33 protein-coding genes are annotated in these 22,248 nt (G+C 65.7%); all 33 read right to left on the bottom strand.

Features of this window, described 5'->3' with window-relative positions:
* Positions 1 to 27 precede the first annotated feature (27 nt).
* Positions 28 to 426 carry a 30S ribosomal protein S11 gene (rpsK, locus tag ITJ57_RS06255; protein WP_056008094.1) on the bottom strand — a complete coding sequence of 133 codons (399 nt, stop codon included), beginning with the start codon at positions 424 to 426 and terminating at the stop codon, positions 28 to 30.
* A 41-nt stretch (positions 427 to 467) separates the two neighbouring features.
* Positions 468 to 842, bottom strand: a complete 375-nt coding sequence (gene rpsM, locus ITJ57_RS06250; RefSeq protein WP_056008097.1) for a 30S ribosomal protein S13 — start codon at positions 840 to 842, stop codon at positions 468 to 470.
* Between the two features lie 161 nt (positions 843 to 1,003).
* On the bottom strand, positions 1,004 to 1,117 hold the full coding sequence (gene rpmJ, locus ITJ57_RS06245) for a 50S ribosomal protein L36 (RefSeq protein ID WP_021759549.1): 114 nt from the start codon (positions 1,115 to 1,117) through the stop codon (positions 1,004 to 1,006).
* An 81-nt stretch (positions 1,118 to 1,198) separates the two neighbouring features.
* Positions 1,199 to 1,420 (bottom strand): translation initiation factor IF-1, encoded by a 222-nt coding sequence (gene infA / locus ITJ57_RS06240; RefSeq protein ID WP_017885304.1) that lies wholly within the window; start codon positions 1,418 to 1,420, stop codon positions 1,199 to 1,201.
* Between the two features lie 152 nt (positions 1,421 to 1,572).
* Complete coding sequence (locus ITJ57_RS06235) at positions 1,573 to 2,457, bottom strand: aminotransferase class IV (protein WP_194669310.1); 885 nt, start codon at positions 2,455 to 2,457, stop codon at positions 1,573 to 1,575.
* A gap of 48 nt (positions 2,458 to 2,505) precedes the next feature.
* Entirely contained in the window at positions 2,506 to 3,345 is an 840-nt protein-coding gene (gene map, locus ITJ57_RS06230; protein WP_194669309.1) for a type I methionyl aminopeptidase, read from the bottom strand.
* A gap of 20 nt (positions 3,346 to 3,365) precedes the next feature.
* Positions 3,366 to 3,974 (bottom strand): adenylate kinase, encoded by a 609-nt coding sequence (locus ITJ57_RS06225; protein ID WP_194669308.1) that lies wholly within the window; start codon positions 3,972 to 3,974, stop codon positions 3,366 to 3,368.
* Complete coding sequence (gene secY, locus ITJ57_RS06220) at positions 3,971 to 5,299, bottom strand: preprotein translocase subunit SecY (protein ID WP_056008105.1); 1,329 nt, start codon at positions 5,297 to 5,299, stop codon at positions 3,971 to 3,973. The genes ITJ57_RS06225 and secY overlap by 4 nt, the downstream gene beginning before the upstream one ends.
* A 93-nt stretch (positions 5,300 to 5,392) precedes the next feature.
* The gene (gene rplO / locus ITJ57_RS06215) at positions 5,393 to 5,989 is read right to left on the bottom strand and encodes a 50S ribosomal protein L15 (protein ID WP_228506518.1); all 597 of its coding nucleotides are present in this window, start codon (positions 5,987 to 5,989) and stop codon (positions 5,393 to 5,395) included.
* Positions 5,989 to 6,171 (bottom strand): 50S ribosomal protein L30, encoded by a 183-nt coding sequence (gene rpmD / locus ITJ57_RS06210; protein ID WP_079001710.1) that lies wholly within the window; start codon positions 6,169 to 6,171, stop codon positions 5,989 to 5,991. Before rpmD ends, rplO begins: the two co-directional genes overlap by 1 nt.
* Complete coding sequence (gene rpsE / locus ITJ57_RS06205) at positions 6,171 to 6,881, bottom strand: 30S ribosomal protein S5 (RefSeq protein WP_056008107.1); 711 nt, start codon at positions 6,879 to 6,881, stop codon at positions 6,171 to 6,173. The genes rpmD and rpsE overlap by 1 nt, the downstream gene beginning before the upstream one ends.
* Positions 6,878 to 7,237 carry a 50S ribosomal protein L18 gene (gene rplR / locus ITJ57_RS06200; protein WP_056008110.1) on the bottom strand — a complete coding sequence of 120 codons (360 nt, stop codon included), beginning with the start codon at positions 7,235 to 7,237 and terminating at the stop codon, positions 6,878 to 6,880. The genes rpsE and rplR overlap by 4 nt, the downstream gene beginning before the upstream one ends.
* A gap of 2 nt (positions 7,238 to 7,239) precedes the next feature.
* Positions 7,240 to 7,776 carry a 50S ribosomal protein L6 gene (gene rplF / locus ITJ57_RS06195; protein WP_194669307.1) on the bottom strand — a complete coding sequence of 179 codons (537 nt, stop codon included), beginning with the start codon at positions 7,774 to 7,776 and terminating at the stop codon, positions 7,240 to 7,242.
* Between the two features lie 6 nt (positions 7,777 to 7,782).
* Positions 7,783 to 8,181 (bottom strand): 30S ribosomal protein S8, encoded by a 399-nt coding sequence (gene rpsH / locus ITJ57_RS06190; RefSeq protein WP_056008118.1) that lies wholly within the window; start codon positions 8,179 to 8,181, stop codon positions 7,783 to 7,785.
* 145 nt (positions 8,182 to 8,326) lie between these two features.
* Positions 8,327 to 8,911, bottom strand: a complete 585-nt coding sequence (rplE, locus tag ITJ57_RS06185) for a 50S ribosomal protein L5 (protein ID WP_056008119.1) — start codon at positions 8,909 to 8,911, stop codon at positions 8,327 to 8,329.
* Complete coding sequence (rplX, locus tag ITJ57_RS06180; protein ID WP_056008121.1) at positions 8,911 to 9,270, bottom strand: 50S ribosomal protein L24; 360 nt, start codon at positions 9,268 to 9,270, stop codon at positions 8,911 to 8,913. The genes rplE and rplX overlap by 1 nt, the downstream gene beginning before the upstream one ends.
* 3 nt (positions 9,271 to 9,273) lie before the next feature.
* Positions 9,274 to 9,642, bottom strand: coding sequence for a 50S ribosomal protein L14 (gene rplN, locus ITJ57_RS06175; protein WP_056008123.1), 369 nt, complete (start codon positions 9,640 to 9,642; stop codon positions 9,274 to 9,276).
* A 31-nt stretch (positions 9,643 to 9,673) separates the two neighbouring features.
* Positions 9,674 to 9,994: a 30S ribosomal protein S17 gene (gene rpsQ, locus ITJ57_RS06170; RefSeq protein WP_056008125.1), complete on the bottom strand. Its 321-nt coding sequence runs from the start codon at positions 9,992 to 9,994 to the stop codon at positions 9,674 to 9,676.
* 2 nt (positions 9,995 to 9,996) lie between these two features.
* A complete protein-coding gene (gene rpmC, locus ITJ57_RS06165) occupies positions 9,997 to 10,332 on the bottom strand; it encodes a 50S ribosomal protein L29 (protein WP_056008128.1) in 336 nt (111 codons plus the stop codon).
* Complete coding sequence (gene rplP, locus ITJ57_RS06160) at positions 10,332 to 10,751, bottom strand: 50S ribosomal protein L16 (RefSeq protein WP_056008131.1); 420 nt, start codon at positions 10,749 to 10,751, stop codon at positions 10,332 to 10,334. Before rplP ends, rpmC begins: the two co-directional genes overlap by 1 nt.
* A gap of 2 nt (positions 10,752 to 10,753) precedes the next feature.
* The gene (gene rpsC, locus ITJ57_RS06155) at positions 10,754 to 11,542 is read right to left on the bottom strand and encodes a 30S ribosomal protein S3 (protein WP_056008134.1); all 789 of its coding nucleotides are present in this window, start codon (positions 11,540 to 11,542) and stop codon (positions 10,754 to 10,756) included.
* The gene (gene rplV, locus ITJ57_RS06150) at positions 11,542 to 11,934 is read right to left on the bottom strand and encodes a 50S ribosomal protein L22 (protein WP_056008137.1); all 393 of its coding nucleotides are present in this window, start codon (positions 11,932 to 11,934) and stop codon (positions 11,542 to 11,544) included. The genes rpsC and rplV overlap by 1 nt, the downstream gene beginning before the upstream one ends.
* A gap of 26 nt (positions 11,935 to 11,960) precedes the next feature.
* A complete protein-coding gene (gene rpsS, locus ITJ57_RS06145) occupies positions 11,961 to 12,242 on the bottom strand; it encodes a 30S ribosomal protein S19 (RefSeq protein ID WP_064296700.1) in 282 nt (93 codons plus the stop codon).
* A gap of 12 nt (positions 12,243 to 12,254) precedes the next feature.
* Positions 12,255 to 13,094: a 50S ribosomal protein L2 gene (gene rplB / locus ITJ57_RS06140; RefSeq protein ID WP_056008143.1), complete on the bottom strand. Its 840-nt coding sequence runs from the start codon at positions 13,092 to 13,094 to the stop codon at positions 12,255 to 12,257.
* Positions 13,095 to 13,122: 28 nt separating this feature from the next.
* A complete protein-coding gene (gene rplW, locus ITJ57_RS06135) occupies positions 13,123 to 13,422 on the bottom strand; it encodes a 50S ribosomal protein L23 (protein ID WP_056008147.1) in 300 nt (99 codons plus the stop codon).
* The gene (gene rplD / locus ITJ57_RS06130; RefSeq protein WP_194669306.1) at positions 13,419 to 14,084 is read right to left on the bottom strand and encodes a 50S ribosomal protein L4; all 666 of its coding nucleotides are present in this window, start codon (positions 14,082 to 14,084) and stop codon (positions 13,419 to 13,421) included. The genes rplW and rplD overlap by 4 nt, the downstream gene beginning before the upstream one ends.
* 4 nt (positions 14,085 to 14,088) lie before the next feature.
* Positions 14,089 to 14,742 (bottom strand): 50S ribosomal protein L3, encoded by a 654-nt coding sequence (gene rplC, locus ITJ57_RS06125; protein WP_056008154.1) that lies wholly within the window; start codon positions 14,740 to 14,742, stop codon positions 14,089 to 14,091.
* A 24-nt stretch (positions 14,743 to 14,766) separates the two neighbouring features.
* On the bottom strand, positions 14,767 to 15,075 hold the full coding sequence (rpsJ, locus tag ITJ57_RS06120; RefSeq protein WP_005050520.1) for a 30S ribosomal protein S10: 309 nt from the start codon (positions 15,073 to 15,075) through the stop codon (positions 14,767 to 14,769).
* Positions 15,076 to 15,544: 469 nt separating this feature from the next.
* Positions 15,545 to 17,311, bottom strand: coding sequence for a DUF4012 domain-containing protein (locus ITJ57_RS06115; RefSeq protein ID WP_194669305.1), 1,767 nt, complete (start codon positions 17,309 to 17,311; stop codon positions 15,545 to 15,547).
* A gap of 228 nt (positions 17,312 to 17,539) precedes the next feature.
* Positions 17,540 to 18,730 (bottom strand): elongation factor Tu, encoded by a 1,191-nt coding sequence (gene tuf, locus ITJ57_RS06110; RefSeq protein WP_056008160.1) that lies wholly within the window; start codon positions 18,728 to 18,730, stop codon positions 17,540 to 17,542.
* A gap of 141 nt (positions 18,731 to 18,871) precedes the next feature.
* Complete coding sequence (gene fusA, locus ITJ57_RS06105; RefSeq protein WP_194669304.1) at positions 18,872 to 20,986, bottom strand: elongation factor G; 2,115 nt, start codon at positions 20,984 to 20,986, stop codon at positions 18,872 to 18,874.
* Between the two features lie 87 nt (positions 20,987 to 21,073).
* Positions 21,074 to 21,544, bottom strand: coding sequence for a 30S ribosomal protein S7 (gene rpsG, locus ITJ57_RS06100; protein WP_056008166.1), 471 nt, complete (start codon positions 21,542 to 21,544; stop codon positions 21,074 to 21,076).
* A complete protein-coding gene (rpsL, locus tag ITJ57_RS06095) occupies positions 21,544 to 21,918 on the bottom strand; it encodes a 30S ribosomal protein S12 (RefSeq protein ID WP_056008169.1) in 375 nt (124 codons plus the stop codon). The genes rpsG and rpsL overlap by 1 nt, the downstream gene beginning before the upstream one ends.
* Positions 21,919 to 22,248 lie beyond the last annotated feature (330 nt).

Genomic DNA, 22,248 nt, shown 5'->3' with positions numbered 1-22,248 from the left:
CGGATCACGGCCGGTGAACCGAAGGAATTAGACGCGGCGACGCTTCGGGGGGCGGCAACCGTTGTGTGCCTGAGGCGTGACGTCGTTGATCGAACCGACCTCGAGGCCTGCGGCCTGGAGCGAACGGATCGCGGTCTCGCGGCCGGAGCCCGGTCCCTTGACGAACACGTCGACCTTCTTCATGCCGTGCTCCTGCGCCTGACGCGCAGCCGACTCGGCGGCGAGCTGTGCGGCGAACGGGGTCGACTTGCGCGAACCCTTGAAGCCGACGCCACCGGACGACGCCCAGCTGATGACCGCGCCCGAGGGGTCGGTGATCGAGACGATCGTGTTGTTGAACGTCGACTTGATGTGGGCCTGGCCCACGGCGATGTTCTTCTTTTCCTTCTTACGCGGCTTCCGAACGGCCGACTTTGGTGCTGCCATGAATATCTCCTGAGTCCTATGACGAGGCGACTAGGCGGGGCCTAGCGGGCCTTCTTCTTGCCGGCGACGGTGCGCTTCGGGCCCTTGCGGGTGCGCGCGTTGGTCTTGGTGCGCTGGCCGTGGACCGGAAGGCCACGACGGTGACGGATGCCCTGGTAGGACCCGATCTCCACCTTGCGGCGGATGTCGGCGGCGACCTCACGGCGGAGGTCACCCTCGACCTTGAAGGTGCCCTCGATGTAATCGCGCAGGGCGATCAGCTGGTCATCGGTGAGATCCTTCACGCGGATGTCTCCGCTGATGCCGGTGTCGGCGAGGGTCTTGAGTGACCGCGTGCGGCCAACACCGTAGATGTACGTCAGTGCAACTTCCACGCGCTTGTCGCGTGGGATGTCTACGCCGGCGAGACGTGCCATGGTGGCTTCTCCTAGGAGTTGTGGAGGTGTGGAGCAGTTCCGGTGCTCGGGCCTCCGACCCGAGGTGTCCCCCGCCGCGCTTGCGCGTTGCAGGATGTGGAACTGCCGTTAGAGGGGTGTTGCTGTGGTGCTCAGGGCTGCGTGCTGCAGGTCCTCTGAGATCAACCCTGGCGCTGCTTGTGGCGCGGGTTCTCGCAGATGACCATGACGCGGCCGTTGCGACGGATGACCTTGCACTTGTCGCAGATCTTCTTGACGCTGGGCTTGACCTTCATAGTTCTCTCTTTTCGCTGTCGTCGTGCCGGGGCCCGACACCGGTTGGTGGCGGCGCGTCCGGCCGTTACTTACAGCGCGACCTACTTGTAGCGGTAGACGATCCGACCACGGGTCAGGTCGTAGGGGGTCAGTTCCACGATCACGCGGTCCTCTGGGAGGATGCGGATGTAGTGCTGACGCATTTTGCCCGAAATGTGGGCAAGTACCTTGTGTCCGTTGGTCAGCTCAACGCGGAACATCGCGTTGGGCAGAGCCTCGACCACTTGGCCCTCGATCTCGATGACGCCGTCTTTTTTGGCCATAGCCTCACTGTCGCTCAGGTTGAGTCGCACTGGTCGTGCGGATGGATTGCGGTGCGGATGTCGGCTCGCCGAAGGCATGCAGAAAGCACCAAAGATCGATTCTATGCTATGTTTCGGCGTTTCACCAACTCAACGTCGAGAGGTGCTCGTCGTCACTCGGTCCGCGCGAGGAGGGCGGCGTTCAGCTCCGCCGTGAGTCCTCGGTCGATGCCGACCGGCCGTCCGTCGACGACTGCGACGGGGGCGGCCAGCCGCACGCTCGACAGCAACCACACCGCATCGGCCTGCATCACGTCGTCGGGGGTCAGCATGCGGTGTTCGTACGGGTGTCCCTCGGCTTCGAGGTACTCCCAGAGCGCGAGTTGCGTGGTGCCGGGGAGGATGCCGCTCGACGCGGGCGGCGTGACGAAGGTGCCCCCGATCCGGACGACCACGGTCGAGGTCGGCCCCTCGAGCACGAACCCGTCGCTGCTCACGAAGAGCACGTCGTCCGCCCCGCGACGGTGCGCCTCGCGGAGGGCCGCCATGTTGACCGCGTACGAAAGCGTCTTCGCCCCGGCGAGCAGCCAGGGTGACCGTTCCTGGACGTCACTCGACAGGCCACGATCCAGGAGCACGACCTCTATCCCGGTCTCGCGTTCAGGGAATCCACTGGCCGGCGTCGCCGAGACCCAGGCCGTGGGGCGCTCACCGCTCCCCCGCGTCAGGACCAGACGCACGGCGCTCTGTTCTGCTTCCGGAAGTGCTGCGACCGCGCGATCGACGGCGGACCGCCACTGCGCGTGGTTCGGCGCGGGCAGGTCCAGGATGGCTGCCGATTCGGTCAGCCGGGCGAGGTGCGCCTCGACCGACTGCGCGTGGCGCCCGACCACACCGATCGTCTCGAAGATGCCGTCACCGCGTGCGGGTCCCAGATCGAAGACGCTCAAGACGTGCGAGCCGTCCCCGCCGGAGGTGATCGACGCCTCGAGCGTCGCCTCGTCGACGATGGCGTCTGCGGGCAGGACGTCGAGCAGGAACACGATCGGAACACTCATGACGAGCAACTCTACCGGTGGTGGAGCCGGCGCACGGCGGCGCGGTGGTCAGGCGGGGCGGACCGGCGTGACACCGAACGCGGCCAGTGCCGCGGCGCCGCCGTCAGTCGCCGTCAGCACCCAGATCCCGTCGCGGTGCACGGCCACACTGTGCTCCCAGTGCGCGGCGACAGCACCGTCGAGCGTCGCGACGGTCCATTCGTCGTCGCGGACGAAGGTGTCTGGGCTTCCCGCCACCACCATCGGCTCGATGGCCACGACGAGTCCGGGCTTCACCTCGGGACCTCGCTGGCGGACACGGTAGTTGAAGACAGGCGGCGCCTCGTGCATCGTGCGACCGATGCCATGACCCACGTAGTCGGTGAGGATGCCGTACGGACGTCCTTCAGGGGCGTGGTCCTCGACGTACTCCTCGATGGCCGCGCCGACCTGGTTGAGGTGCCGCGCGGTCGCGAGCTCGGCGACGCCCGCCCACAGCGACCCTTCGGTCACGGCCGACAGCCGCTCTCGCTCGGCGACGAGGTCCGGCCGAGTCGGGTCGGGCAGGACGACGGTCATCGCCGAGTCGCCGTTCCAGCCATCGATCTCCGCACCGCTGTCGACCGAGACGATGTCGCCGGGGCCGAGGACCCTGACGCCGGGGATCCCGTGCACGACGTCATCGTTCACCGAAGTGCAGACCGTGTGCCGGTATCCCGGGACGAGCTTGAAATTGGAGTGGCCACCGGCTGCGATGATCGCCGCTTCGGCAACCGCGTCGAGCTGCAGGGTCGTGACTCCAGGGGCGATCCGTTCGCGGACCGCATCGAGCGACGCCGCCGTGGCGAGCCCCGGCGCGATCATCGCGCGGATCTGCTCAGGCGTCTTGTAGATCGACTTCCGGAACACCGTGGTGGAGGTGTTCCGCGTCAGACGGCGGGCACGATGATGCCGCGAGCTGCCAGCGCGGCATCGATCCGCGCAGTCACCTCGGACACCTCGCCGAGTCCGTCCACGGCGACGACGAGACCGCGCGCCGTGAAGACCTCGATCAGCGGAGCGGTCTCCTTCGCGTACAGCTCGAGCCGGTGGCGGATGACCTCTTCGGTGTCGTCCGGGCGGCCCTCCGCTTCGGCACGCTTCAGCAGCCGGACGACGACTTCCTCGGTCTCCGCCTGCAACTGCACGACCGCGTCGAGGCTCGTGCCGTTCTCAGCGAGGAGCGCGTCGAGCGCGACGACCTGGTCGGTCGTGCGGGGATAGCCGTCGAGCAGGAACCCGTCGAGGGCGTCCGGCTGGTGCAGACGGTCGCGGACGATCTCGTTGGTCAGCGAGTCCGGGACGTACCCGCCCCCACGGACGAGCTCCTGGACCTGCTTGCCGAGCGGTGTACCGCCCTTGATGTTCGCGCGGAAGATGTCTCCGGTCGAGATCGCGGGGATGCCGAAACGCTCCGAGAGGAAGGCCGCCTGCGTGCCCTTGCCGGACCCGGGAGGACCGACGATGAGCAGGCGGGGCTTTCCGGACGCCGCGCTCAACGCAGGAGTCCTTCGTAGTGGCGCTGCTGGAGTTGCGAGTCGATCTGCTTCACCGTCTCGAGACCGACGCCCACGATGATGAGGATCGATGCGCCACCGAAGGGGAAGTTCGCGTTCGCGCCGACGAGCGCCAGGGCGATGAGCGGGAGGAGCGCGATCAACCCCAGATAGATGGATCCGGGAAGGGTCACGCGCGTCAGGACGTAGTCGAGGTACTCGGCCGTCGGACGCCCGGCACGGATCCCGGGGATGAATCCGCCGTACTTCTTCATGTTGTCGGCGACCTCTTCCGGGTTGAAGGTGATCGCGACGTAGAAGTAGGTGAACCCGACGATGAGCAGGAAGTACATGAGCATGTACAACGGGTGGTCACCCTTGGTGAGGTACTGCTGGATCCAGAGGACCCACGGCGCCGGCGTACCGGTCGTCGGCTGATTGAACTGCGCGATGAGGGCCGGCAGGTACAGGATCGACGACGCGAAGATGACGGGCACCACACCGGCCATGTTGACCTTGATGGGGATGTAGGTGTTGTTGCCACCGTAGGTGCGGCGTCCGACCATGCGCTTCGCGTACTGCACCGGGATTCGACGCTGCGACTGTTCGACGAACACGACGAGCCCGACGATCACCAGCCCGACGGCGAGGACGAGGAGGAAGACCTCCGGTCCCTTCGCGGTCCAGATGGCGGCGAGCGAACCGGGGAAGGTCGCGGCGATGGAGGTGAAGATGAGGAGGGACATGCCGTTGCCGACACCACGCTCGGTGACGAGCTCGGCCATCCACATGACGAGGCCGGTGCCGGCGGTCATGGTGACGACCATGAGGAGCATGCCGTACCAGGTGCCGCCCTGGGCGGTGATGAGGTCGGCGCAGACGCCGCCCTGGTTGCCGAACAGTGCACCGCTCTTCGCGACCGTGATCAGCGTCGTCGACTGGAGGATGCCGAGGAAGATGGTCAGGTAGCGGGTGTACTGCGTCAGCTTGCCCTGGCCGGACTGGCCTTCCTTGTGCAGCGTCTCGAAGTGCGGGATGACCACGCGGAGCAGCTGGACGATGATCGACGCGGTGATGTAGGGCATGATGCCCAACGCGAAGATGGAGAGTTGGAGGAGCGCGCCACCGCTGAAGAGGTTGACGAGCTCGTAGAGGCCCGAAGCTCCGGCTGCCTGCTGGTTCGCGAGGCACTGCTGCACGTTCGGGAAGTTCACGAACGGAGCTGGGATGAAGGACCCGAGCCGGTAGATGGCGATGATTCCGAGTGTGAACCCGATCTTCCGACGAAGATCCGGGGTCCGGAAGATCCGGCCGATGGCGGTGAACAAAAGGGGCCTCCTGTGGGATGGTGCGGGGTCGGCCCGGGTGACCGGCATGATGCCGGCCACCCGAGTGAGCTCCTGTGCGGAGCCGGCCGAGGGCTACTTGACGCTGCCCCCGGCTGCCACGATCTTCTGCTCAGCTGAGCCGGAGACCTTGTCGACCGCGACATTCAGCTTAACCGAGATGTCACCGTTTCCGAGAACCTTGACCTTCTCGTTCTTCCGGACGGCACCCTTGGCGACGAGGTCGACCGTGGTGACGTCGCCACCCTTGGGGTACAGCTCGGCGAGCTTCTCCAGGTTCACGACCTGGTACTCGACGCGGAAGGGGTTCTTGAAGCCACGGAGCTTCGGGGTGCGCATGTGCAGCGGCATCTGCCCACCCTCGAAGCCGACCTTGACGTTGTACCGGGCCTTCGTACCCTTGGTACCGCGACCAGCGGTCTTACCCTTGGACGCCTCACCGCGACCGACGCGCATCCGGGCCTTCTTGGCACCAGCGGCGGGACGGAGGTGGTGGACCTTCAGGACCTGCTCGCGCTTCTCGGCGGGCTCGTCCGTCGCGGGCTTCTTGGCAGCAGCAGCCTTGGGGGCCGCCTTCGCCTTCGGCTCGGACTTCGGAGCGGCCGTCTTCGGAGCTGCCTTCGCAGCGGCCTTGGGGGCCTTCTCCTCAGTGGTTTCGTTCTTGTCAGCCATTAGTCGATCTCCTCAACCTGTACGAGGTGAGCAACAGTGTTCACGTAGCCGCGGTTCTGTGCGTTGTCCGGACGGACGACGACAGCTCCGATGCGACGGAGACCCAGGCTGCGAAGCGTGTCGCGCTGGTTCTGCTTCTCACTAATTCTGCCCTTGATCTGGGTGATCCTCAGCTGGGCCATCAGGCACCTACCTTCGCAGCAGCGGCCGCCTGAACGGCCTCTGCCTCTGCGCGGAGCAGACGGGCCGGAGCGACCTGGTCGAACTCGAGACCGCGACGGGCTGCGACGGCACGAGGTTCCTCGAGCTGCTTCAGCGCCGTGACGGTCGCGTGGACGATGTTGATCGTGTTGGACGAACCGAGCGACTTGCTCAGGACGTCGTGGATACCGGCGCACTCGAGGACGGCGCGGACCGGACCACCGGCGATGACACCGGTACCGGCGGCGGCGGGGCGCAGGAGCACCACACCGGCTGCCGCCTCACCCTGGGTGGGGTGCGGGATGGTCGAACCGACGCGCGGGACGCGGAAGAAGTTCTTCTTCGCCTCCTCGACGCCCTTCGCGATCGCGAGGGGCACTTCGCGGGCCTTGCCGTAGCCGACGCCGACCATGCCGTTGCCGTCTCCGACGACCACGAGGGCGGTGAAGCTGAAGCGACGGCCACCCTTCACGACCTTCGAGACACGGTTGATGGTCACGACGCGCTCCAGGAACTGGCTCTTGTCGCTGTCCCGGCTTCCGCGGTCGCGGTTCGGGTTGCGCTCACGGCCTCCGCGACGCGCCTCGCGCGGCTCGCGGTCACCGGTCGGTGCCGTCGACGCCGCGGTCTCGACCGGGGCCTCGGCCACGGTTGCGACAGGCTCTTGCAGCTGCTTGTTGTCTTCGCTCACAGGTTCAATCCGCCCTCTCGAGCACCATCGGCAATTGCTGCCACGCGACCTGCGTAGCGGTTGCCTCCACGGTCAAATACGACATCTTCGATGCCGGCTGCCTTTGCACGCTCGGCGATGAGTTCGCCGACCTTGCGCGACTTGGCGGTCTTGTCGCCGTCGAACGTCCGGAGGGTGTCCTCCATGGTCGAGGCGGAGACGAGGGTGTGACCCTTCGTGTCATCGACAACCTGCACGAACACGTGACGGGCTGAACGGTTGACGACGAGGCGCGGACGGACCGCGGTGCCCTCGACCTTCTTGCGCAGACGCGCGTGGCGACGGCCACGTGCGGCAGTCTTCGTTGGACGAGCCATGGTTACTTACCAGCCTTTCCGGCCTTGCGACGCACGATCTCGCCGGCGTAGCGCACACCCTTGCCCTTGTACGGCTCGGGCTTGCGGATCTTACGGATGTTGGCGGCGACCTCGCCGACGGCCTGCTTGTCGATACCGGCGACCGTGAGCTTGTTGTTGCCCTCGACGGTCAGCGTGATGCCGACCGGCGGCTCGACGGTGACGGGGTGCGAGAAGCCGAGCGCGAACTCGACCGAGCTGCCCTTCTGTGCGACGCGGTAACCGGTACCGACGACCTCGAGGCCCTTGGAGTAGCCCTGGGTGACGCCGATGATCTGGTTCGCGATGAGCGTGCGGGTCAGGCCGTGGAGCGAACGCGAGTTGCGCTCGTCGTCGGGACGCGTGACCAGCAGCTGTGCGTCTTCGAGCTTGACCTCGATGGGGCTGGCGACGACGAGCGAGAGCTCACCCTTCGGGCCCTTGACGGTGACGTTCTGGCCGGCGACGTCGATGGTGACGCCTGCCGGGATGTCGATGGGGAGTCTTCCAATACGAGACATGACTGGCTACCACACGTAGGCGAGGATTTCCCCACCCACGCCCTTCTTCTCGGCCTGGCGGTCCGTGAGGAGTCCGCTGGAGGTGGACAGGATGACGACGCCGAGGCCGCCGAGGACCTTGGGGATCTCGTTCGACTTCGCGTAGACGCGGAGGCCGGGCTTCGAGACGCGCTTGATGCCGGCGATGGAGCGCTCGCGGTTCGGGCCGAACTTGAGGCTCAGCGAGAGCGTCTGTCCGACGGCCGCGTCAGCGACCTCCCAGCCGGAGATGTAGCCCTCGGACTTGAGGATCTCGGCGATGTTCACCTTGAGCTTGGAGTGCGGCATCGACACGGTGTCGTGGTGCGCCGAGTTCGCATTGCGCAGTCTGGTCAGCATGTCTGCGACCGGATCTGTCATGGTCATATCGAGTGTTTCCTTTGTTCACCAGGTTTCGACATCCTGTGCAAGGGTGCCGACCTGTGGTGGTTGAACCGTTCTGGGCAGGAGTGCCCCGAACGGGCGGAAGCCCGGTCCTCGACATACACCGAGGACCGGGCAGAAGCTCAGCCTACTTGGACTCAGCTGCCTTGAACGGGAAGCCGAGCGCCTTGAGCAGCGCGCGACCCTCGTCGTCGTTCTTGGCCGTGGTCACGACGGTGATGTCGAAGCCGCGGACGCGATCGATCTTGTCCTGGTCGATCTCGTGGAACATGGACTGCTCCTGGAGACCGAAGGTGTAGTTGCCGTTGCCGTCGAACTGCTTGTCCGAGAGGCCGCGGAAGTCGCGGATACGCGGAAGAGCGAGGCTCAGCAAGCGGTCCAGGAACTCCCAGGCGCGGTCGCCACGAAGCGTGACGTGGGCGCCGATGGGCTGACCCTCGCGCAGCTTGAACTGTGCGATGGACTTGCGTGCCTTGGTGACCTGCGGCTTCTGACCGGTGATCTTGGTGAGGTCCGAAACAGCGCCGTCGATGACCTTGCTGTCGCGGGCTGCCTCGCCGACACCGGTGTTGACGACGACCTTCACGAGACCGGGCACCTGGTGCACGTTCGTGAAGCCGAAGTCCTTCTGCAGCTGCGGAAGGATCTCAGCGCGGTACTTCTGCTTGAGACGGGGCTGGATTTTGCCAGTCGCCACTTCTGTGTCGGTCATTACAGGTCCTTACCTGACTTCTTGGCGTAACGAACGCGGACCGTCTTGGTGACGCCGTCCTTCGTGACTTCCTCGTTGCGGTGGCCGACCTTGGTCGGGCCCTTGGTCTCCGGGTCGACGAGTGCGACGTTGGAGATGTGGATCGAAGCCTCGACGGTCTCGATGCCGCCGGTCTTCGTCCCACGCTGGGTCTGGCCGACACGGGAGTGCTTCGTGACGTAGTTGACGCCCTCCACGATCACCCGGTTCTTGTCCGCCAGGACCTCGATGACGCGCCCCTGCTTGCCGCGGTAACCACCGCGGTCCTGCTTCGGGCCGGAGACGACCTGAACCAGGTCGCCCTTCTTGATCTTTGCCATGACTTAGATAACCTCCGGCGCCAACGAGACGATCTTCATGAACTTCTTGTCACGAAGCTCGCGACCGACCGGTCCGAAGATGCGGGTACCACGGGGGTCCCCGTCAGCCTTCAGGATGACAGCGGCGTTCTCGTCGAACTTGATGTAGGAACCGTCGGGACGACGGGTCTGCTTGCGGGTGCGGACGATGACCGCCTTGACGACGTCGCCCTTCTTGACGTTGCCACCGGGGATCGCGTCCTTGACGGTCGCGACGATGGTGTCACCGAGACCCGCGTAGCGACGGCCGGAGCCGCCGAGCACACGAATGGTCAGGAGCTCCTTGGCACCGGTGTTGTCGGCGACCTTGACTCGTGATTCTTGCTGAAGCATTGTTCGCTTTCCTCTCAGTAAGCCGCGAGGCCTACTTGGCCTTCTCGAGAATCTCGACCAGGCGCCAGCGCTTGGTGGCGCTGGTCGGGCGGGTCTCGCTGATCAGGACGAGGTCGCCGATGCCGGCGGAGTTCGCCTCGTCGTGAGCCTTGACCTTGGAGGTGCGGCGGATGACCTTGCCGTAGAGCGGGTGCTTCACGCGGTCCTCGACCTCGACGACGATGGTCTTCTCCATCTTGTCGCTGGTCACCAGACCACGACGGGTCTTGCGGTAGCCACGAGCAGCGGCGTCCTTGACGTCGTGCTCGGCCGACTCGTGACCCTCGGGGGCCTTGTCAGTAGCGGTAGCCATGTCTAGGCCTCCTTCGTGGTCTCGGCGTCAGCTGCAGCGGTGTCCTCGGACTTCGGTGCGGCCTTGGCCTTCTTGGTCTTCTTCTCGGCCTTGGCCTCGACGACCTCGACGGTCGGCGTGGCCCGGATGCCGAGCTCGCGCTCACGGATGACCGTGTAGATGCGAGCGATGTCGCGCTTCACGGCACGCAGGCGGCCGTGGTTCTCGAGCTGCCCCGTGGCCGACTGGAAGCGCAGGTTGAACAGCTCTTCCTTGGCCTTGCGGAGCTCCTCGACGAGGCGCTGGTCTTCAAAGGTGTCGAGCTCGACGGGGGTGAGCTCCTTGGATCCGATCGCCATTATGCGTCGCCCTCCTCGCGCTTGATGATGCGTGCCTTGAGGGGCAGCTTGTGGATTGCACGGGTGAGCGCCTCGCGGGCCAGGGTCTCATCGACTCCGGCGACCTCGAACAGCACACGACCCGGCTTGACGTTCGCGACCCACCACTCGGGCGAGCCCTTACCGGAACCCATGCGGGTTTCGGCGGGCTTCTTGGTCAGCGGACGGTCGGGGTAGATGTTGATCCACACCTTGCCGCCGCGCTTGATGTGACGCGTCATGGCGATACGAGCGGACTCGATCTGACGGTTGGTCACGTAAGCGGGCGTCAGGGCCTGGATGCCGTACTCACCGAACGACACCTTGGTGCCACCGGTGGCCTGGCCGGAACGGCCGGGGTGGTGCTGCTTCCGGTGCTTGACTTTGCGTGGGATCAACATGGTTATGCCTCAACTCCTGCGGCGGCGGGCGCCTCGACAGCTGCCTTGGGGGCGCTGCTCGGACCGGCGTTGCGACGGGGGCGGTCGCCACCGTCACGGCGCTCGGGACGCGTCGACTTCTGGTTGGCCTGCTCGCGAGCAAGCTCCTTGTTGGTGATGTCGCCCTTGTAGATCCAGACCTTCACGCCGATGCGGCCGAACGTGGTCTTCGCCTCGTAGAAGCCGTAGTCAATGTTCGCGCGGAGCGTGTGCAGCGGCACACGGCCTTCGCGGTAGAACTCGGAACGGCTCATCTCAGCGCCGCCGAGACGGCCGGACACCTGGATACGGACACCCTTGACGGTGGACGTGCGCTGGGCGCCCTGCAGGCCCTTACGCATCGCGCGGCGGAAGGCCACACGTGCGGAGAGCTGCTCGGCGATGCCCTGCGCGACGAGCTGAGCGTCGGCCTCGGGGTTCTTGACCTCGAGGATGTTCAGCTGGATCTGCTTCTTCGTGAGCTTCTCGAGGTCGGCACGGATGCGCTCGGCCTCGGCGCCACGACGACCGATCACGATGCCCGGACGGGCGGTGTGAATGTCGACGCGGACGCGGTCACGGGTTCGCTCGATCTCGATGCGGCTGACTCCAGCGCGGTCGAGCGAGGTCGCCAGCAAACGGCGGATCTTGACGTCTTCCGCGACGAAGTCGCTGTAACGCTGACCCTTCTTCGTGCTGTCGGAGAACCAACGCGACACGTGGTCGGTCGTGATTCCCAGACGGAAGCCGTATGGATTGACTTTCTGACCCATTACTTGCTCACCTTCTTGGCCTTGGCAGCGCCGGCAGTCTCATCAGGCGTCGAGAGCTCGACGGTGATGTGGCTGGTGCGCTTGAGGATGCGGAACGCGCGGCCCTGTGCACGGGGACGGAAACGCTTGAGGGTTGCACCCTCATCGACGTACGCCTTCGCGATGTACAGGTCCTGCTCGTCCAGGAACACGTTGTCCTTGTCGGCCGTGACGCGAGCGTTCGCGATGGCCGAGGCAACGAGCTTGTAGATGGGCTCGCTGGCACTCTGCGGTGCGAACTTCAGGATGGCCAAGGCCTCCTGAGCCTGCTTGCCACGGATGAGCGCGACGACACGACGGGCCTTCTGGGGGGTGACGCGGATGTGTCGCACGCGGGCGATCGACTCCACCATTTCTCTTCCTCCTTCACGTCACCGCGTTAGCGGCGACGGCCCTTCTTGTCGTCCTTCACGTGTCCACGGAAGGTGCGGGTGGGCGCGAACTCGCCGAGCTTGTGCCCGACCATCGTCTCGGTGACGAACACCGGGATGTGCTTGCGACCGTCGTGGACGGCGATGGTGTGACCCAGCATGGCCGGGATGATCATCGATCGACGCGACCAGGTCTTGATCACGTTCTTGTTGTTGGCCTCGTTCGCCGTGACGACCTTGCGGAGCAGGTGGTCGTCGACGAAGGGGCCCTTCTTGAGACTGCGTGGCATCTTCTCTTACTCCTACTTACGCTTCTTGCCGGCGGTACGACGACGAACGATGAGCTTGTCGCTTTCCTTGTTGGGGTGGCGCGTGCGGCCTTCCTTCTGGCCCCACGGGCTGACCGGGTGACGTCCACCGGAGGTCTTGCCCTCACCACCACCGTGCGGGTGGTCGATCGGGTTCATCGCGACACCACGGACGGTCGGGCGGACGCCCAGCCAGCGCTTACGGCCGGCCTTACCCCAGTTGATGTTCGACTGCTCGGCGTTGCCGACCTCACCGATGGTGGCGCGGCAGCGCAGGTCGACGTTGCGGATCTCGCCGGACGGCAGACGGAGCTGCGCGTACGGGCCGTCCTTCGCGACGAGACGCACCGATGCACCCGCGGAGCGGGCCATCTTCGCGCCGCCACCGGGACGGAGCTCGATCGCGTGGATGACGGTACCGGTCGGGATGTTCTTCAAGGGCAGGTTGTTACCCGGCTTGATGTCCGCGCCGGCGCCCGACTCGACGATGTCGCCCTGGCTCAGCTTGTTCGGAGCGAGGATGTAGCGCTTGGTGCCGTCCACGAAGTGGAGCAGCGCGATACGTGCCGTGCGGTTGGGGTCGTACTCGATGTGAGCGACCTTGGCGTTGACGCCGTCCTTGTCGTTGCGACGGAAGTCGATCAGACGGTACTGGCGCTTGTGTCCACCACCGATGTGACGCGTCGTGATGCGGCCCTGGTTGTTGCGACCACCGGTCTTCGACAACGGACGAAGCAGCGACTTCTCCGGCGTCGTACGGGTGATCTCCGCGAAGTCCGCGACAGACGAACCGCGACGACCAGGAGTCGTGGGCTTGTACTTACGAATAGCCATTTCTTATTCCTCTTCGTTCCCGGCCGTCTTAGCCAACAGCCGTGAAGATGTCGATGGAACCCGACTTGAGCGACACGATGGCGCGCTTGGTGTCCTTGCGCTTGCCGGTACCGAACTTGGTGCGACGGGTCTTGCCCTGACGGGTGAGGGTGTTGATCGAAGCGACCTCGACACCGAAGATCTTCTCGATGGCGAGCTTGATCTCGGTCTTGTTCGAGCGCGGGTCGACGAGGAAGGTGTACTTGCCCTCGTCGATCAGGCTGTAGCTCTTCTCGGAGACGACCGGCGCGAAGATGACGTCGCGGGGGTCCTTGTTGATCGCGGTCATGCCGAGACCTCCTCGGTTGCGGCCTTGGCGCCGGTCTTGCTGGCGACGAATGCCTCGAAGGCGGCCTTGGTGAAGACGATGTCGTCGGAGACGAGCACGTCGTATGCGTTCAGCTGGTCGTACGACAGCACGTGCACGTTCTGCAGGTTGCGGACGCTGCGGTGGCTGAGCTCGTCGTCGCGCTGGAGGACGATCAGGACGTGCTTCGAGGAAGCGACGTTCGTCAGGTACTCGGAGACGACCTTCGTCGACGGCTTCTCGCCGAACGAGAGGGAGTCGACGACGTGGAGGCGGCTGCCACGAGCGCGGTCGGAGATGGCACCGAGCAGGGCTGCGGCGATCATCTTCTTGGGGGTGCGCTGCGAGTAGTTGCGGGGCACTGGACCGTGGACGATGCCACCGCCGGTCATCTGAGGTGCGCGGATGGAGCCCTGACGAGCGTTACCCGTGCCCTTCTGCTTGAACGGCTTGCGGCCTGCACCGGACACTTCGCCGCGGCGCTTGGTCTTGTGCGTGCCCTGGCGTGCGGCAGCGAGCTGCGCGACGACCACCTGGTGGATGAGCGGGATGTTGGTCTGAACGTCGAACACCTCGGCAGGAAGGTCGACGGTGCCGGCCTTCTTGAGCTTGGTGTCGAGCACGTCGAGAGTAGCGATAGCCATGGAACTACGCTCCCTTCACTGCGGTGCGGACGAATACGATGCGGCCACGAGCGCCGGGAACGGCACCCTTGACGAGCAGCAGGCCCTTCTCGGCGTCGATCGCGTGAACCCGGAGGTTCAGCACGGTGACGCGCTCGCCACCCATACGACCGGCCATGCGCATGCCCTTGAAGACACGGCTCGGGGTCGAGGAGGCGCCGATGGAGCCCGGCTTGCGGTGGTTGCGGTGTGCACCGTGAGAGGCGCCCGTTCCCTTGAAGTTGTGACGCTTCATGACACCGGCGAAACCCTTACCCTTCGAAGTGCCGACGACGTCGACCTTCTGGCCGGCCTCGAAGACACCGTCGACGGTGAGCTCCTGGCCGAGCGAGTACTCGGATGCGTCGGCGGTGCGGACCTCGGTGAGGTGACGACGCGGCGTCACGCCGGCCTTGTCGAAGTGACCCGCGTCAGGCTTGCTGACCTTGCGGGGATCGATCTGGCCGTACGCGATCTGCACGGCGTCGTAGCCGTCGACCTCGGGGGTGCGAACCTGCGTGACCACGTTGGGCGTGATCTCGATGACGGTGACGGGAACGAGCTTGTTGTTCTCGTCCCATACCTGGGTCATGCCGAGCTTGGTGCCGAGCAGACCCTTGCTGGTCTTGGTGTTAGACATGTCTTCCTTCCGTCTCTACCGAGCTCAGAGCTTGATCTCGATGTTGACGTCCGCCGGCAGGTCGAGACGCATGAGCGAGTCGACGGCCTTCGGGGTCGGGTCGATGATGTCGATCAGACGCTTGTGGGTGCGCATTTCGAAGTGCTCCCGGCTGTCCTTGTACTTGTGCGGCGAACGGATCACGCAGACCACGTTCTTCTCCGTCGGAAGCGGCACGGGGCCGACGACGGTTGCGCCTGCACGGGTGACCGTGTCGACGATCTTGCGCGCCGAAGTATCGATGACCTCATGGTCATACGACTTCAGTCGGATGCGGATCTTCTGTCCCGCCATGTGTGACTCACTCTCTGTCTCGCGTCGTGCGGATCTCTCCGTATTGGACGCATATCGTGCGCTTTGCAACGTTCGGTTGCTCCACGCCATTGGCACTACTGGTGTCGCACCACTGTTCTGCTGTCAACGACCACTCGTGTCTTGCGACCCTCGTGGTCATCCACCGGCTTCCACCCCGACTCGTGGTCTGGGCCGGGCGCAGCACTGCTACGACCTGGATTGCGATGAAGTGATTGGTGTTCTGCTACCCGCGGCCTAGGCTCGATCCCTGTCGCGTTGCCGCGTCTGGGAGCTCCTATGCACTACCTGGCAGTGATCCGCCGGAGCGCGCACAGGCACGCTCGTCCGAAATACTGAACTGGACTAGTTTGCCACGGATCCACCATGCGTGCAACCCGGGCGTGTCGCGATCTCAGGATGGTCAGGATCCGCCCAGTCTCGGGAGTTCCAGCGGCCTCCCGACCGCTCCTCAGCAGGGGTCGACAGCGTTCTCGACCTCGACCGGATGCACCCCCGGGGTCCCGTCGAAGACCACTTCGTCCGCGACCGAACCTTCGACCGACGCCTCCACCTCGACCGTGACCGTCGCGCCGGGCGGGATGCTCACGATCGCGTACGCGACCGGCCGTCCGTCGTCGGTCCCCGAGACGTACGGGGCCTCCACGCCGTCCACTCGGACCGCGCGGATCGCGGAGTCGTCAGGGGCGTAGGCCATGATGCGGAGGCGGATCGTGCCGCGCTCGAGCCCCTCCCGTCCGTAGAACCCCGCGATGTAGTCGAACTCCTCCGAGCCGAGCGCCGCCTCGGTGTCGATCGTGTTGGTGAACGCGGAGGAGACGGTCACCGGACGCGTGCCGTCTGCAGCACAGGAGCCCGCAGCGACGCGCACCCGCTGTTGCAGGTAGTACTCGAGTTTGGAACCGACCGCGTCGGCGAGGTACAGGCCGAATGGGACCCCACCGTCAGAGCGCTCCGGCAGGGCTCCCCCGACCCCGGCGAGCACCAGCGCCCGCTCCTCGACCCGGTCGGGGCTCCAGGCGAGCAGCCGATGCTCCTCGACCGCCTGGGCCCACGCCTCGACCGCCTGCGGGACGTCCACAGCACCACTCTGCAGCTGGGTGACGAGCGCCTGCACTACGGAGGTGAAGGTCGCGTCCTGAGCGCGGTTCGCCTCGTCCGTGAGGCCCGGGTGTTCGCGATAGACGCCGTTCAGGAGCCGACCGACCAGGGTGTCGCTCGTGATCTCCGAACCATCGGCGATGGCGACCGGGCCGGTCGCCCGGAGGAGGTAGGAGAGCGCGGCCGGGTCGACCGCGAGGATGAGGTCGGGCTCGACCCCCTGGCTCTCCTGCCACAGCTGGGACGCCACCCGCGCTCCGTAGGGGAAGTCCGGGCGGGAGGTCACCTCGTGGATGGACGTGCCGGCGAGTGCGTAGCCGTCACTCCGATAGAGCTGATCGGTGTCGGCCGGGAGCGGCAGGACCGGATCGGCATGGGCCACGAAGTCCGCGGCCGAGAGCGTCCGGGTCACGTCGAGCACCCCGTCCTCGATGTGGACGAGGACCGAAGCGCCGGCGATCCCGCCGAGTGCACGGCTCTCCGCCGAGTTCTGGAAGAGCACCGCCACATCACGCGGACCGTCCTCTCCCAGCAGCCCGGGCAGCGCGCGGAGCACCGGCGCCAGGCTGGAGCTGAGCGACGAGGCCTCCTGCAGTGGTCCGTCGACGCCGTCGAGCGCCGTGGACACCTGCGGGAGCAGCGCCGAGCGGTCGAGGCGGTCGAGCCGCGCGACCTGCTCCTCCAGTCGCTCGAGCGCCCGGGCGGACGTGCGGGCGATGTCGCCCAGCCGCACGGTGTCGAGCCGACCGTCGACCGCGAGGCCGTCGAGCGGCAGGGCGAGGACCGGTTCCAGCACGTCGTCGACGACCACGTGCGCCGCCTCGACGGCTGTTCGGACCGCTTCGAAGTTGGCCCCGGCGACGGGAACGCGTTCCGCGATCCACCAGTCGGCGCCCCGGGTGGCTTCGAGGGCCCGTTCCACCGCGCGCCCGGCGCGATCCAGAGCCTCGGTGTCGACGCCCTCGGCACCGCCTCCTCCGACGCCGGCGCGCACCGCTTCGAGGCCGGGCAGCGCGGCGACGAGTTCATCACGGACGCCCAGTGCGTGCGTCGCTGCGGAGATCGTCGCGACTCCAGCGCCCAGCAGGACGGACGCCCCGAGCAGACAGGGGACCAAAACGCGGGGTCGGAAACGGCGGCGCGGAGCGGAGGAGGAGCGGGACACGTGGACCTCGGGTGAGTGATGCCCACCCGGATTGGCGGACGTCTCATATATTACACGTCACTGCTGAACATATGCTGCGAGCGTCGGGGAACGACGAAGGGCCCGGAGCATACGCTCCGGGCCCTTCGTGGAACCGACTCGACCGCGGACGGCCGATCAGGTACTTGCGTCAGCTGATGCTTACGCGAGGACCTTCGTGACGGTGCCGGCGCCGACCGTGCGGCCACCCTCGCGGATGGCGTAGCCGAGGCCGACCTCCATGGCGATGGGCTGGATCAGCTCAACGGTCATGTCGGTGGTGTCGCCGGGCATGACCATCTCGGTGCCCTCGGGCAGCGTGATGACGCCGGTGACGTCGGTGGTGCGGAAGTAGAACTGCGGACGGTAGTTCGCGTAGAACGGGTTGTGACGCCCACCCTCATCCTTGGACAGGATGTACGCGGTGCCCTCGAAGTTCGTGTGCGGCGTGACCGAACCCGGCTTGACGACGACCTGGCCGCGCTCGACGTCTTCACGCTTCGTGCCACGGAGCAGGAGACCACAGTTCTCGCCGGCCCATGCCTCGTCGAGCTGCTTGTGGAACATCTCGATACCCGTGACGATCGTCTTCTGCGTCGGACGGATGCCGACGATCTCGACCTCGGAGTTGATCGCGAGCGTGCCACGCTCGGCGCGGCCCGTGACGACGGTTCCACGACCGGTGATCGTGAAGACGTCCTCGATCGGCATGAGGAAGGGCTTGTCCTTGTCGCGCACGGGGTCCGGGACGTTCTCGTCCACGGCGTCCATGAGGTCGAGGATGCTCTGGACCCACTTCTCGTCGCCCTCGAGCGCCTTGAGGCCCGAAACGCGGACGACAGGAGCGTCCTCAGCGAAGCCCTGCGAGGCGAGGAGCTCGGAGACCTCGAGCTCGACGAGCTCCAGGATCTCCTCGTCGTCGACCATGTCGGACTTGTTCAGCGCGACGAGCAGGTAGGGGACGCCGACCTGCTTGGCGAGCAGCACGTGCTCACGCGTCTGTGCCATCGGGCCATCGGTGGCGGCGACGACCAGGATCGCGCCGTCCATCTGCGCAGCACCGGTGATCATGTTCTTGATGTAGTCGGCGTGACCCGGGGCGTCGACGTGCGCGTAGTGGCGCTTCGGCGTCTCGTACTCGACGTGCGAGATGTTGATCGTGATACCACGCTGACGCTCTTCGGGCGCGGAGTCGATCGACGCGAAGTCGCGCTGCACGTTGGTCGCGGACGGGAACTTGTCCGCCAGGACCTTCGAGATCGCCGCGGTGAGCGTGGTCTTGCCGTGGTCGACGTGACCGATCGTTCCGATGTTGACGTGCGGCTTGGTCCGCTCGAACTTGGCCTTTGCCACTGTGAGTCCTCCTCAGGACGTTGTGCGGGGCGGCGGGCACCATTCGATGCCCGACACACTGCAGGGATGTGTATTCATGTTACGCGATCCGGCTGGGTGTTCGCACACCCGGCCGGACCGCGGTGAAGAGAGAGTGAGTGACTACTCGCCCTTGTTCTTCTGGATGATCTCGTCGGCGACAGCCTTCGGGACCTCCGCGTAGCTCTCGAAGGTCATCGAGTACACGGCACGACCAGAGGTCTTCGACCGGAGGTCGCCGATGTAGCCGAACATCTCGGAGAGCGGGACGTTGGCACGGATCACCTTGACGCCGGTGGCGTCGTCCATGGACTGGATCTGTCCACGACGGGAGTTCAGGTCACCGATGACGTCGCCCATGTACTCCTCGGGAGTACGGACCTCGACCGCCATGAGCGGTTCGAGGAGGACGGGGTTGGCCCGAGAGTAGGCCTCCTTGAGACCCATCGAGCCGGCGATCTTGAACGCCATCTCCGAAGAGTCGACGTCGTGCGCCGCACCGTCGGTGACGATCGCCTTGACGCCGACGACCGGGTAGCCGGCGAGGCCACCGACCTGCAGGGCGTCCTGGAAACCGGCGTCGATCGAGGGGATGTACTCGCGCGGGATGCGACCACCGGTCACGGCGTTCACGAACTCGTAGGTCGTCTCCGGAGTGACGTCCATCGGCTCCAGATCGAACTGGATCTTCGCGAACTGACCCGAACCACCGGTCTGCTTCTTGTGCGTGTAGCCGTACTTCTCGACCTTGCGCTTGATGGTCTCGCGGTACGCGACCTGGGGCTTGCCCACGTTGGCCTCGACGTTGAACTCGCGCTTCATGCGGTCGACCAGGATGTCGAGGTGGAGCTCGCCCATGCCCTTGATGACGGTCTGGCCGGTCTCGGTGTTCTGCTCGGTGCGGAACGTCGGGTCCTCTTCGGCCAGCTTCTGGATCGCGGTGCCCAGCTTCTCCTGGTCGGCCTTGGTCTTCGGCTCGATCGCGACCTCGATGACGGGCTCCGGGAAGCTCATCGACTCGAGGACGACCTGGTTCTGCGGGTCGGACAGGGTGTCACCGGTGGTGGTGTCCTTCAGGCCGATGACCGCGTAGATGTGACCGGCGGTGACGAAGTCGACCGGGTTCTCCTTGTTGGCGTGCATCTGGAAGATCTTCCCGATGCGCTCCTTCTTGCCCTTGGTGGAGTTGATGATCTGCGCACCCGAGTCGAGACGACCCGAGTAGACGCGGACGTACGTCAGGCGACCGAAGAACGGGTGCACGGCGACCTTGAACGCGAGCGCGGTGAAGGGCTCGGTCGAGTCGGGGTGACGCTCCACGACCTTCTCCTCGTCCCGAGCGTCGTGCGCCTCGATGGCGGGGACGTCGAGCGGGGAGGGCAGGTAGTCGATGACCGCGTCGAGCATCGGCTGGACGCCGCGGTTCTTGAAGGCCGAGCCACAGAGGACCGGGTACATGGTGCTCGTGATGGTGAGCTGACGGATCGCGGCCTTGATCTCCGCGACGGTCAGCTCTTCGCCACCGAAGTACTTCTCCATGAGTGCGTCGTCGGTCTCGGCGACGGCCTCGAGGAGCGCGGTGCGGTACTCGGCCGCCTTCTCCTTGAGGTCTTCCGGGATCTCCTCGATGGCGTACTTGGCGCCCATCTCGACGTCACCCTTGGCGTCTCCACGCCAGGTGAGTGCGCGCATCTCGACCAGGTCGACGACGCCCTCGAAGTTGGACTCGGCACCGATCGGCAGCTGGATGACCAGCGGCTTGGCGCCGAGGCGGCTGATGATGGTGTCGACCGTGAAGTAGAAGTCGGCGCCCAGCTTGTCCATCTTGTTGACGAAGCAGATGCGCGGGACGTCGTACTTGTCGGCCTGACGCCAGACGGTCTCGGACTGGGGCTCAACGCCCTCCTTGCCGTCGAACACGGCGACGGCGCCGTCGAGGACGCGGAGCGAACGCTCGACCTCGACCGTGAAGTCGACGTGGCCGGGGGTGTCGATGATGTTGATCTGGTTCTTGTTCCAGAAACAGGTCGTCGCGGCGGACGTGATCGTGATGCCGCGCTCCTGCTCCTGCGCCATCCAGTCCATCGTCGACGCACCGTCGTGGGTCTCGCCGATCTTGTGGTTGACGCCCGTGTAGAACAGGATGCGCTCGGTGGTGGTGGTCTTGCCGGCATCGATGTGGGCCATGATGCCGATGTTGCGGACCTTGTTCAGGTCGGTGAGCACGTCTTGTGCCACGGGGTCCTCCGGGGATAGGTAGGGGTGAGCTGATTCACTCGATGATGCGAGGGCGGACGGATCGTCCGCCCTCGCATCGGGCGGCGACTACCAGCGGTAGTGCGCGAACGCCTTGTTCGACTCGGCCATCTTGTGCGTGTCTTCACGACGCTTGACGGCTGCACCGAGACCGTTCGATGCGTCGAGGATCTCGTTCTGGAGACGCTCGGTCATCGTCTTCTCGCGGCGGCCCTTCGCGTAGCTCACGAGCCAGCGGAGAGCGAGGGTGTTGGCGCGGTGAGGCTTGACCTCGACCGGCACCTGGTAGGTGGAACCACCGACGCGGCGCGAACGCACCTCGAGGGTCGGACGGACGTTGTCGAGCGCCTTCTTGAGCGTGACGACGGCATCCTGCTGGTTCTTGGCGGTGACGCCTTCGAGTGCGTCGTAGACGATGCGCTCAGCGAGGCCCTTCTTGCCGTCCAGCAGGATCTTGTTGACGAGCTGGCTGACGATGGGGGCGCCGTAAACGGGATCGGCGACGACGGGGCGCTTCGGAGCTGGACCCTTGCGAGGCATTACTTCTTCTCCATCTTCGCGCCGTAGCGGCTGCGAGCCTGCTTGCGGTTCTTGACGGCCTGCGTGTCCAGGGCGCCACGGACGATCTTGTAACGGACACCCGGGAGGTCCTTCACACGACCGCCACGGACCAGGACCAGCGAGTGCTCCTGGAGGTTGTGACCCTCACCGGGGATGTACGCGGTGACCTCGGTACCGTTGCGCAGCTTCACGCGGGCGACCTTGCGCATCGCCGAGTTCGGCTTCTTCGGGGTGGTGGTGTACACGCGGGTGCACACACCCGCCTGCTGCGGGTTGCTCTTCAGGGCGGGCGCCTTGGTCTTGACGACCTTGGGGCTGCGGCCCTTCCGAACCAACTGCTGAATGGTTGGCACTACTAGCTCCTTGATGATGACTGCACGGTGACAGTGGTACTGCAGCATTCGTGGGCCGGTCTCCCGGATCACGAGGTCGTATGGACCCACCGGCGCCGCGCGAATGCGCGTCGCTTGGGTGGTGGGTATGCCGTGGGGGCGATCGACTGCCAGGACCAGCCCGGCCGGGATCCACCCGATGGTGCGAGGCGGGCGTCCGCTCCGCGAGCCACCCTCCGGAGACGGTGGACAGCACGAGAGCGCACGACAGTGCGCACACCCAACCAAGACTAGCCCGAGGTGGCCCTGCGGTCAAACGACGACGACCCCTGGAAGCCGTGCTCCCAGGGG

Source organism: Plantibacter sp. VKM Ac-2880, from assembly GCF_015351235.1.
Lineage (GTDB): Bacteria > Actinomycetota > Actinomycetes > Actinomycetales > Microbacteriaceae > Plantibacter.
The sequence above is the reverse complement of the archived record's forward strand: the minus strand, read 5'-3'. Positions and strand labels throughout refer to the sequence as shown.

Coding starts and splice junctions, on each gene's coding strand:
- rpsK (WP_056008094.1), bottom strand. CDS start 426: ATGGCAGCACCAAAGTCGGCCGTTCGGAAGCCGCGTAAGAAGGAAAAG.
- rpsM (WP_056008097.1), bottom strand. CDS start 842: ATGGCACGTCTCGCCGGCGTAGACATCCCACGCGACAAGCGCGTGGAA.
- rpmJ (WP_021759549.1), bottom strand. CDS start 1,117: ATGAAGGTCAAGCCCAGCGTCAAGAAGATCTGCGACAAGTGCAAGGTC.
- infA (WP_017885304.1), bottom strand. CDS start 1,420: ATGGCCAAAAAAGACGGCGTCATCGAGATCGAGGGCCAAGTGGTCGAG.
- ITJ57_RS06235 (WP_194669310.1), bottom strand. CDS start 2,457: ATGAGTGTTCCGATCGTGTTCCTGCTCGACGTCCTGCCCGCAGACGCC.
- rplO (WP_228506518.1), bottom strand. CDS start 5,989: ATGGCTGACAAGAACGAAACCACTGAGGAGAAGGCCCCCAAGGCCGCT.
- rpmD (WP_079001710.1), bottom strand. CDS start 6,171: ATGGCCCAGCTGAGGATCACCCAGATCAAGGGCAGAATTAGTGAGAAG.
- rplR (WP_056008110.1), bottom strand. CDS start 7,237: ATGGCTCGTCCAACGAAGACTGCCGCACGTGGCCGTCGCCACGCGCGT.
- rplF (WP_194669307.1), bottom strand. CDS start 7,776: ATGTCTCGTATTGGAAGACTCCCCATCGACATCCCGGCAGGCGTCACC.
- rpsH (WP_056008118.1), bottom strand. CDS start 8,181: ATGACCATGACAGATCCGGTCGCAGACATGCTGACCAGACTGCGCAAT.
- rplE (WP_056008119.1), bottom strand. CDS start 8,911: ATGACCGACACAGAAGTGGCGACTGGCAAAATCCAGCCCCGTCTCAAG.
- rplX (WP_056008121.1), bottom strand. CDS start 9,270: ATGGCAAAGATCAAGAAGGGCGACCTGGTTCAGGTCGTCTCCGGCCCG.
- rplN (WP_056008123.1), bottom strand. CDS start 9,642: ATGCTTCAGCAAGAATCACGAGTCAAGGTCGCCGACAACACCGGTGCC.
- rpsQ (WP_056008125.1), bottom strand. CDS start 9,994: ATGGCTACCGCTACTGACAAGGCCCCCGAGGGTCACGAGTCGGCCGAG.
- rpmC (WP_056008128.1), bottom strand. CDS start 10,332: ATGGCGATCGGATCCAAGGAGCTCACCCCCGTCGAGCTCGACACCTTT.
- rplP (WP_056008131.1), bottom strand. CDS start 10,751: ATGTTGATCCCACGCAAAGTCAAGCACCGGAAGCAGCACCACCCCGGC.
- rpsC (WP_056008134.1), bottom strand. CDS start 11,542: ATGGGTCAGAAAGTCAATCCATACGGCTTCCGTCTGGGAATCACGACC.
- rplV (WP_056008137.1), bottom strand. CDS start 11,934: ATGGTGGAGTCGATCGCCCGCGTGCGACACATCCGCGTCACCCCCCAG.
- rpsS (WP_064296700.1), bottom strand. CDS start 12,242: ATGCCACGCAGTCTCAAGAAGGGCCCCTTCGTCGACGACCACCTGCTC.
- rplB (WP_056008143.1), bottom strand. CDS start 13,094: ATGGCTATTCGTAAGTACAAGCCCACGACTCCTGGTCGTCGCGGTTCG.
- rplW (WP_056008147.1), bottom strand. CDS start 13,422: ATGACCGCGATCAACAAGGACCCCCGCGACGTCATCTTCGCGCCGGTC.
- rplD (WP_194669306.1), bottom strand. CDS start 14,084: ATGGCTATCGCTACTCTCGACGTGCTCGACACCAAGCTCAAGAAGGCC.
- rplC (WP_056008154.1), bottom strand. CDS start 14,742: ATGTCTAACACCAAGACCAGCAAGGGTCTGCTCGGCACCAAGCTCGGC.
- rpsJ (WP_005050520.1), bottom strand. CDS start 15,075: ATGGCGGGACAGAAGATCCGCATCCGACTGAAGTCGTATGACCATGAG.
- rpsG (WP_056008166.1), bottom strand. CDS start 21,544: ATGCCTCGCAAGGGTCCAGCTCCGAAGCGCCCCGTCGTCGCCGATCCC.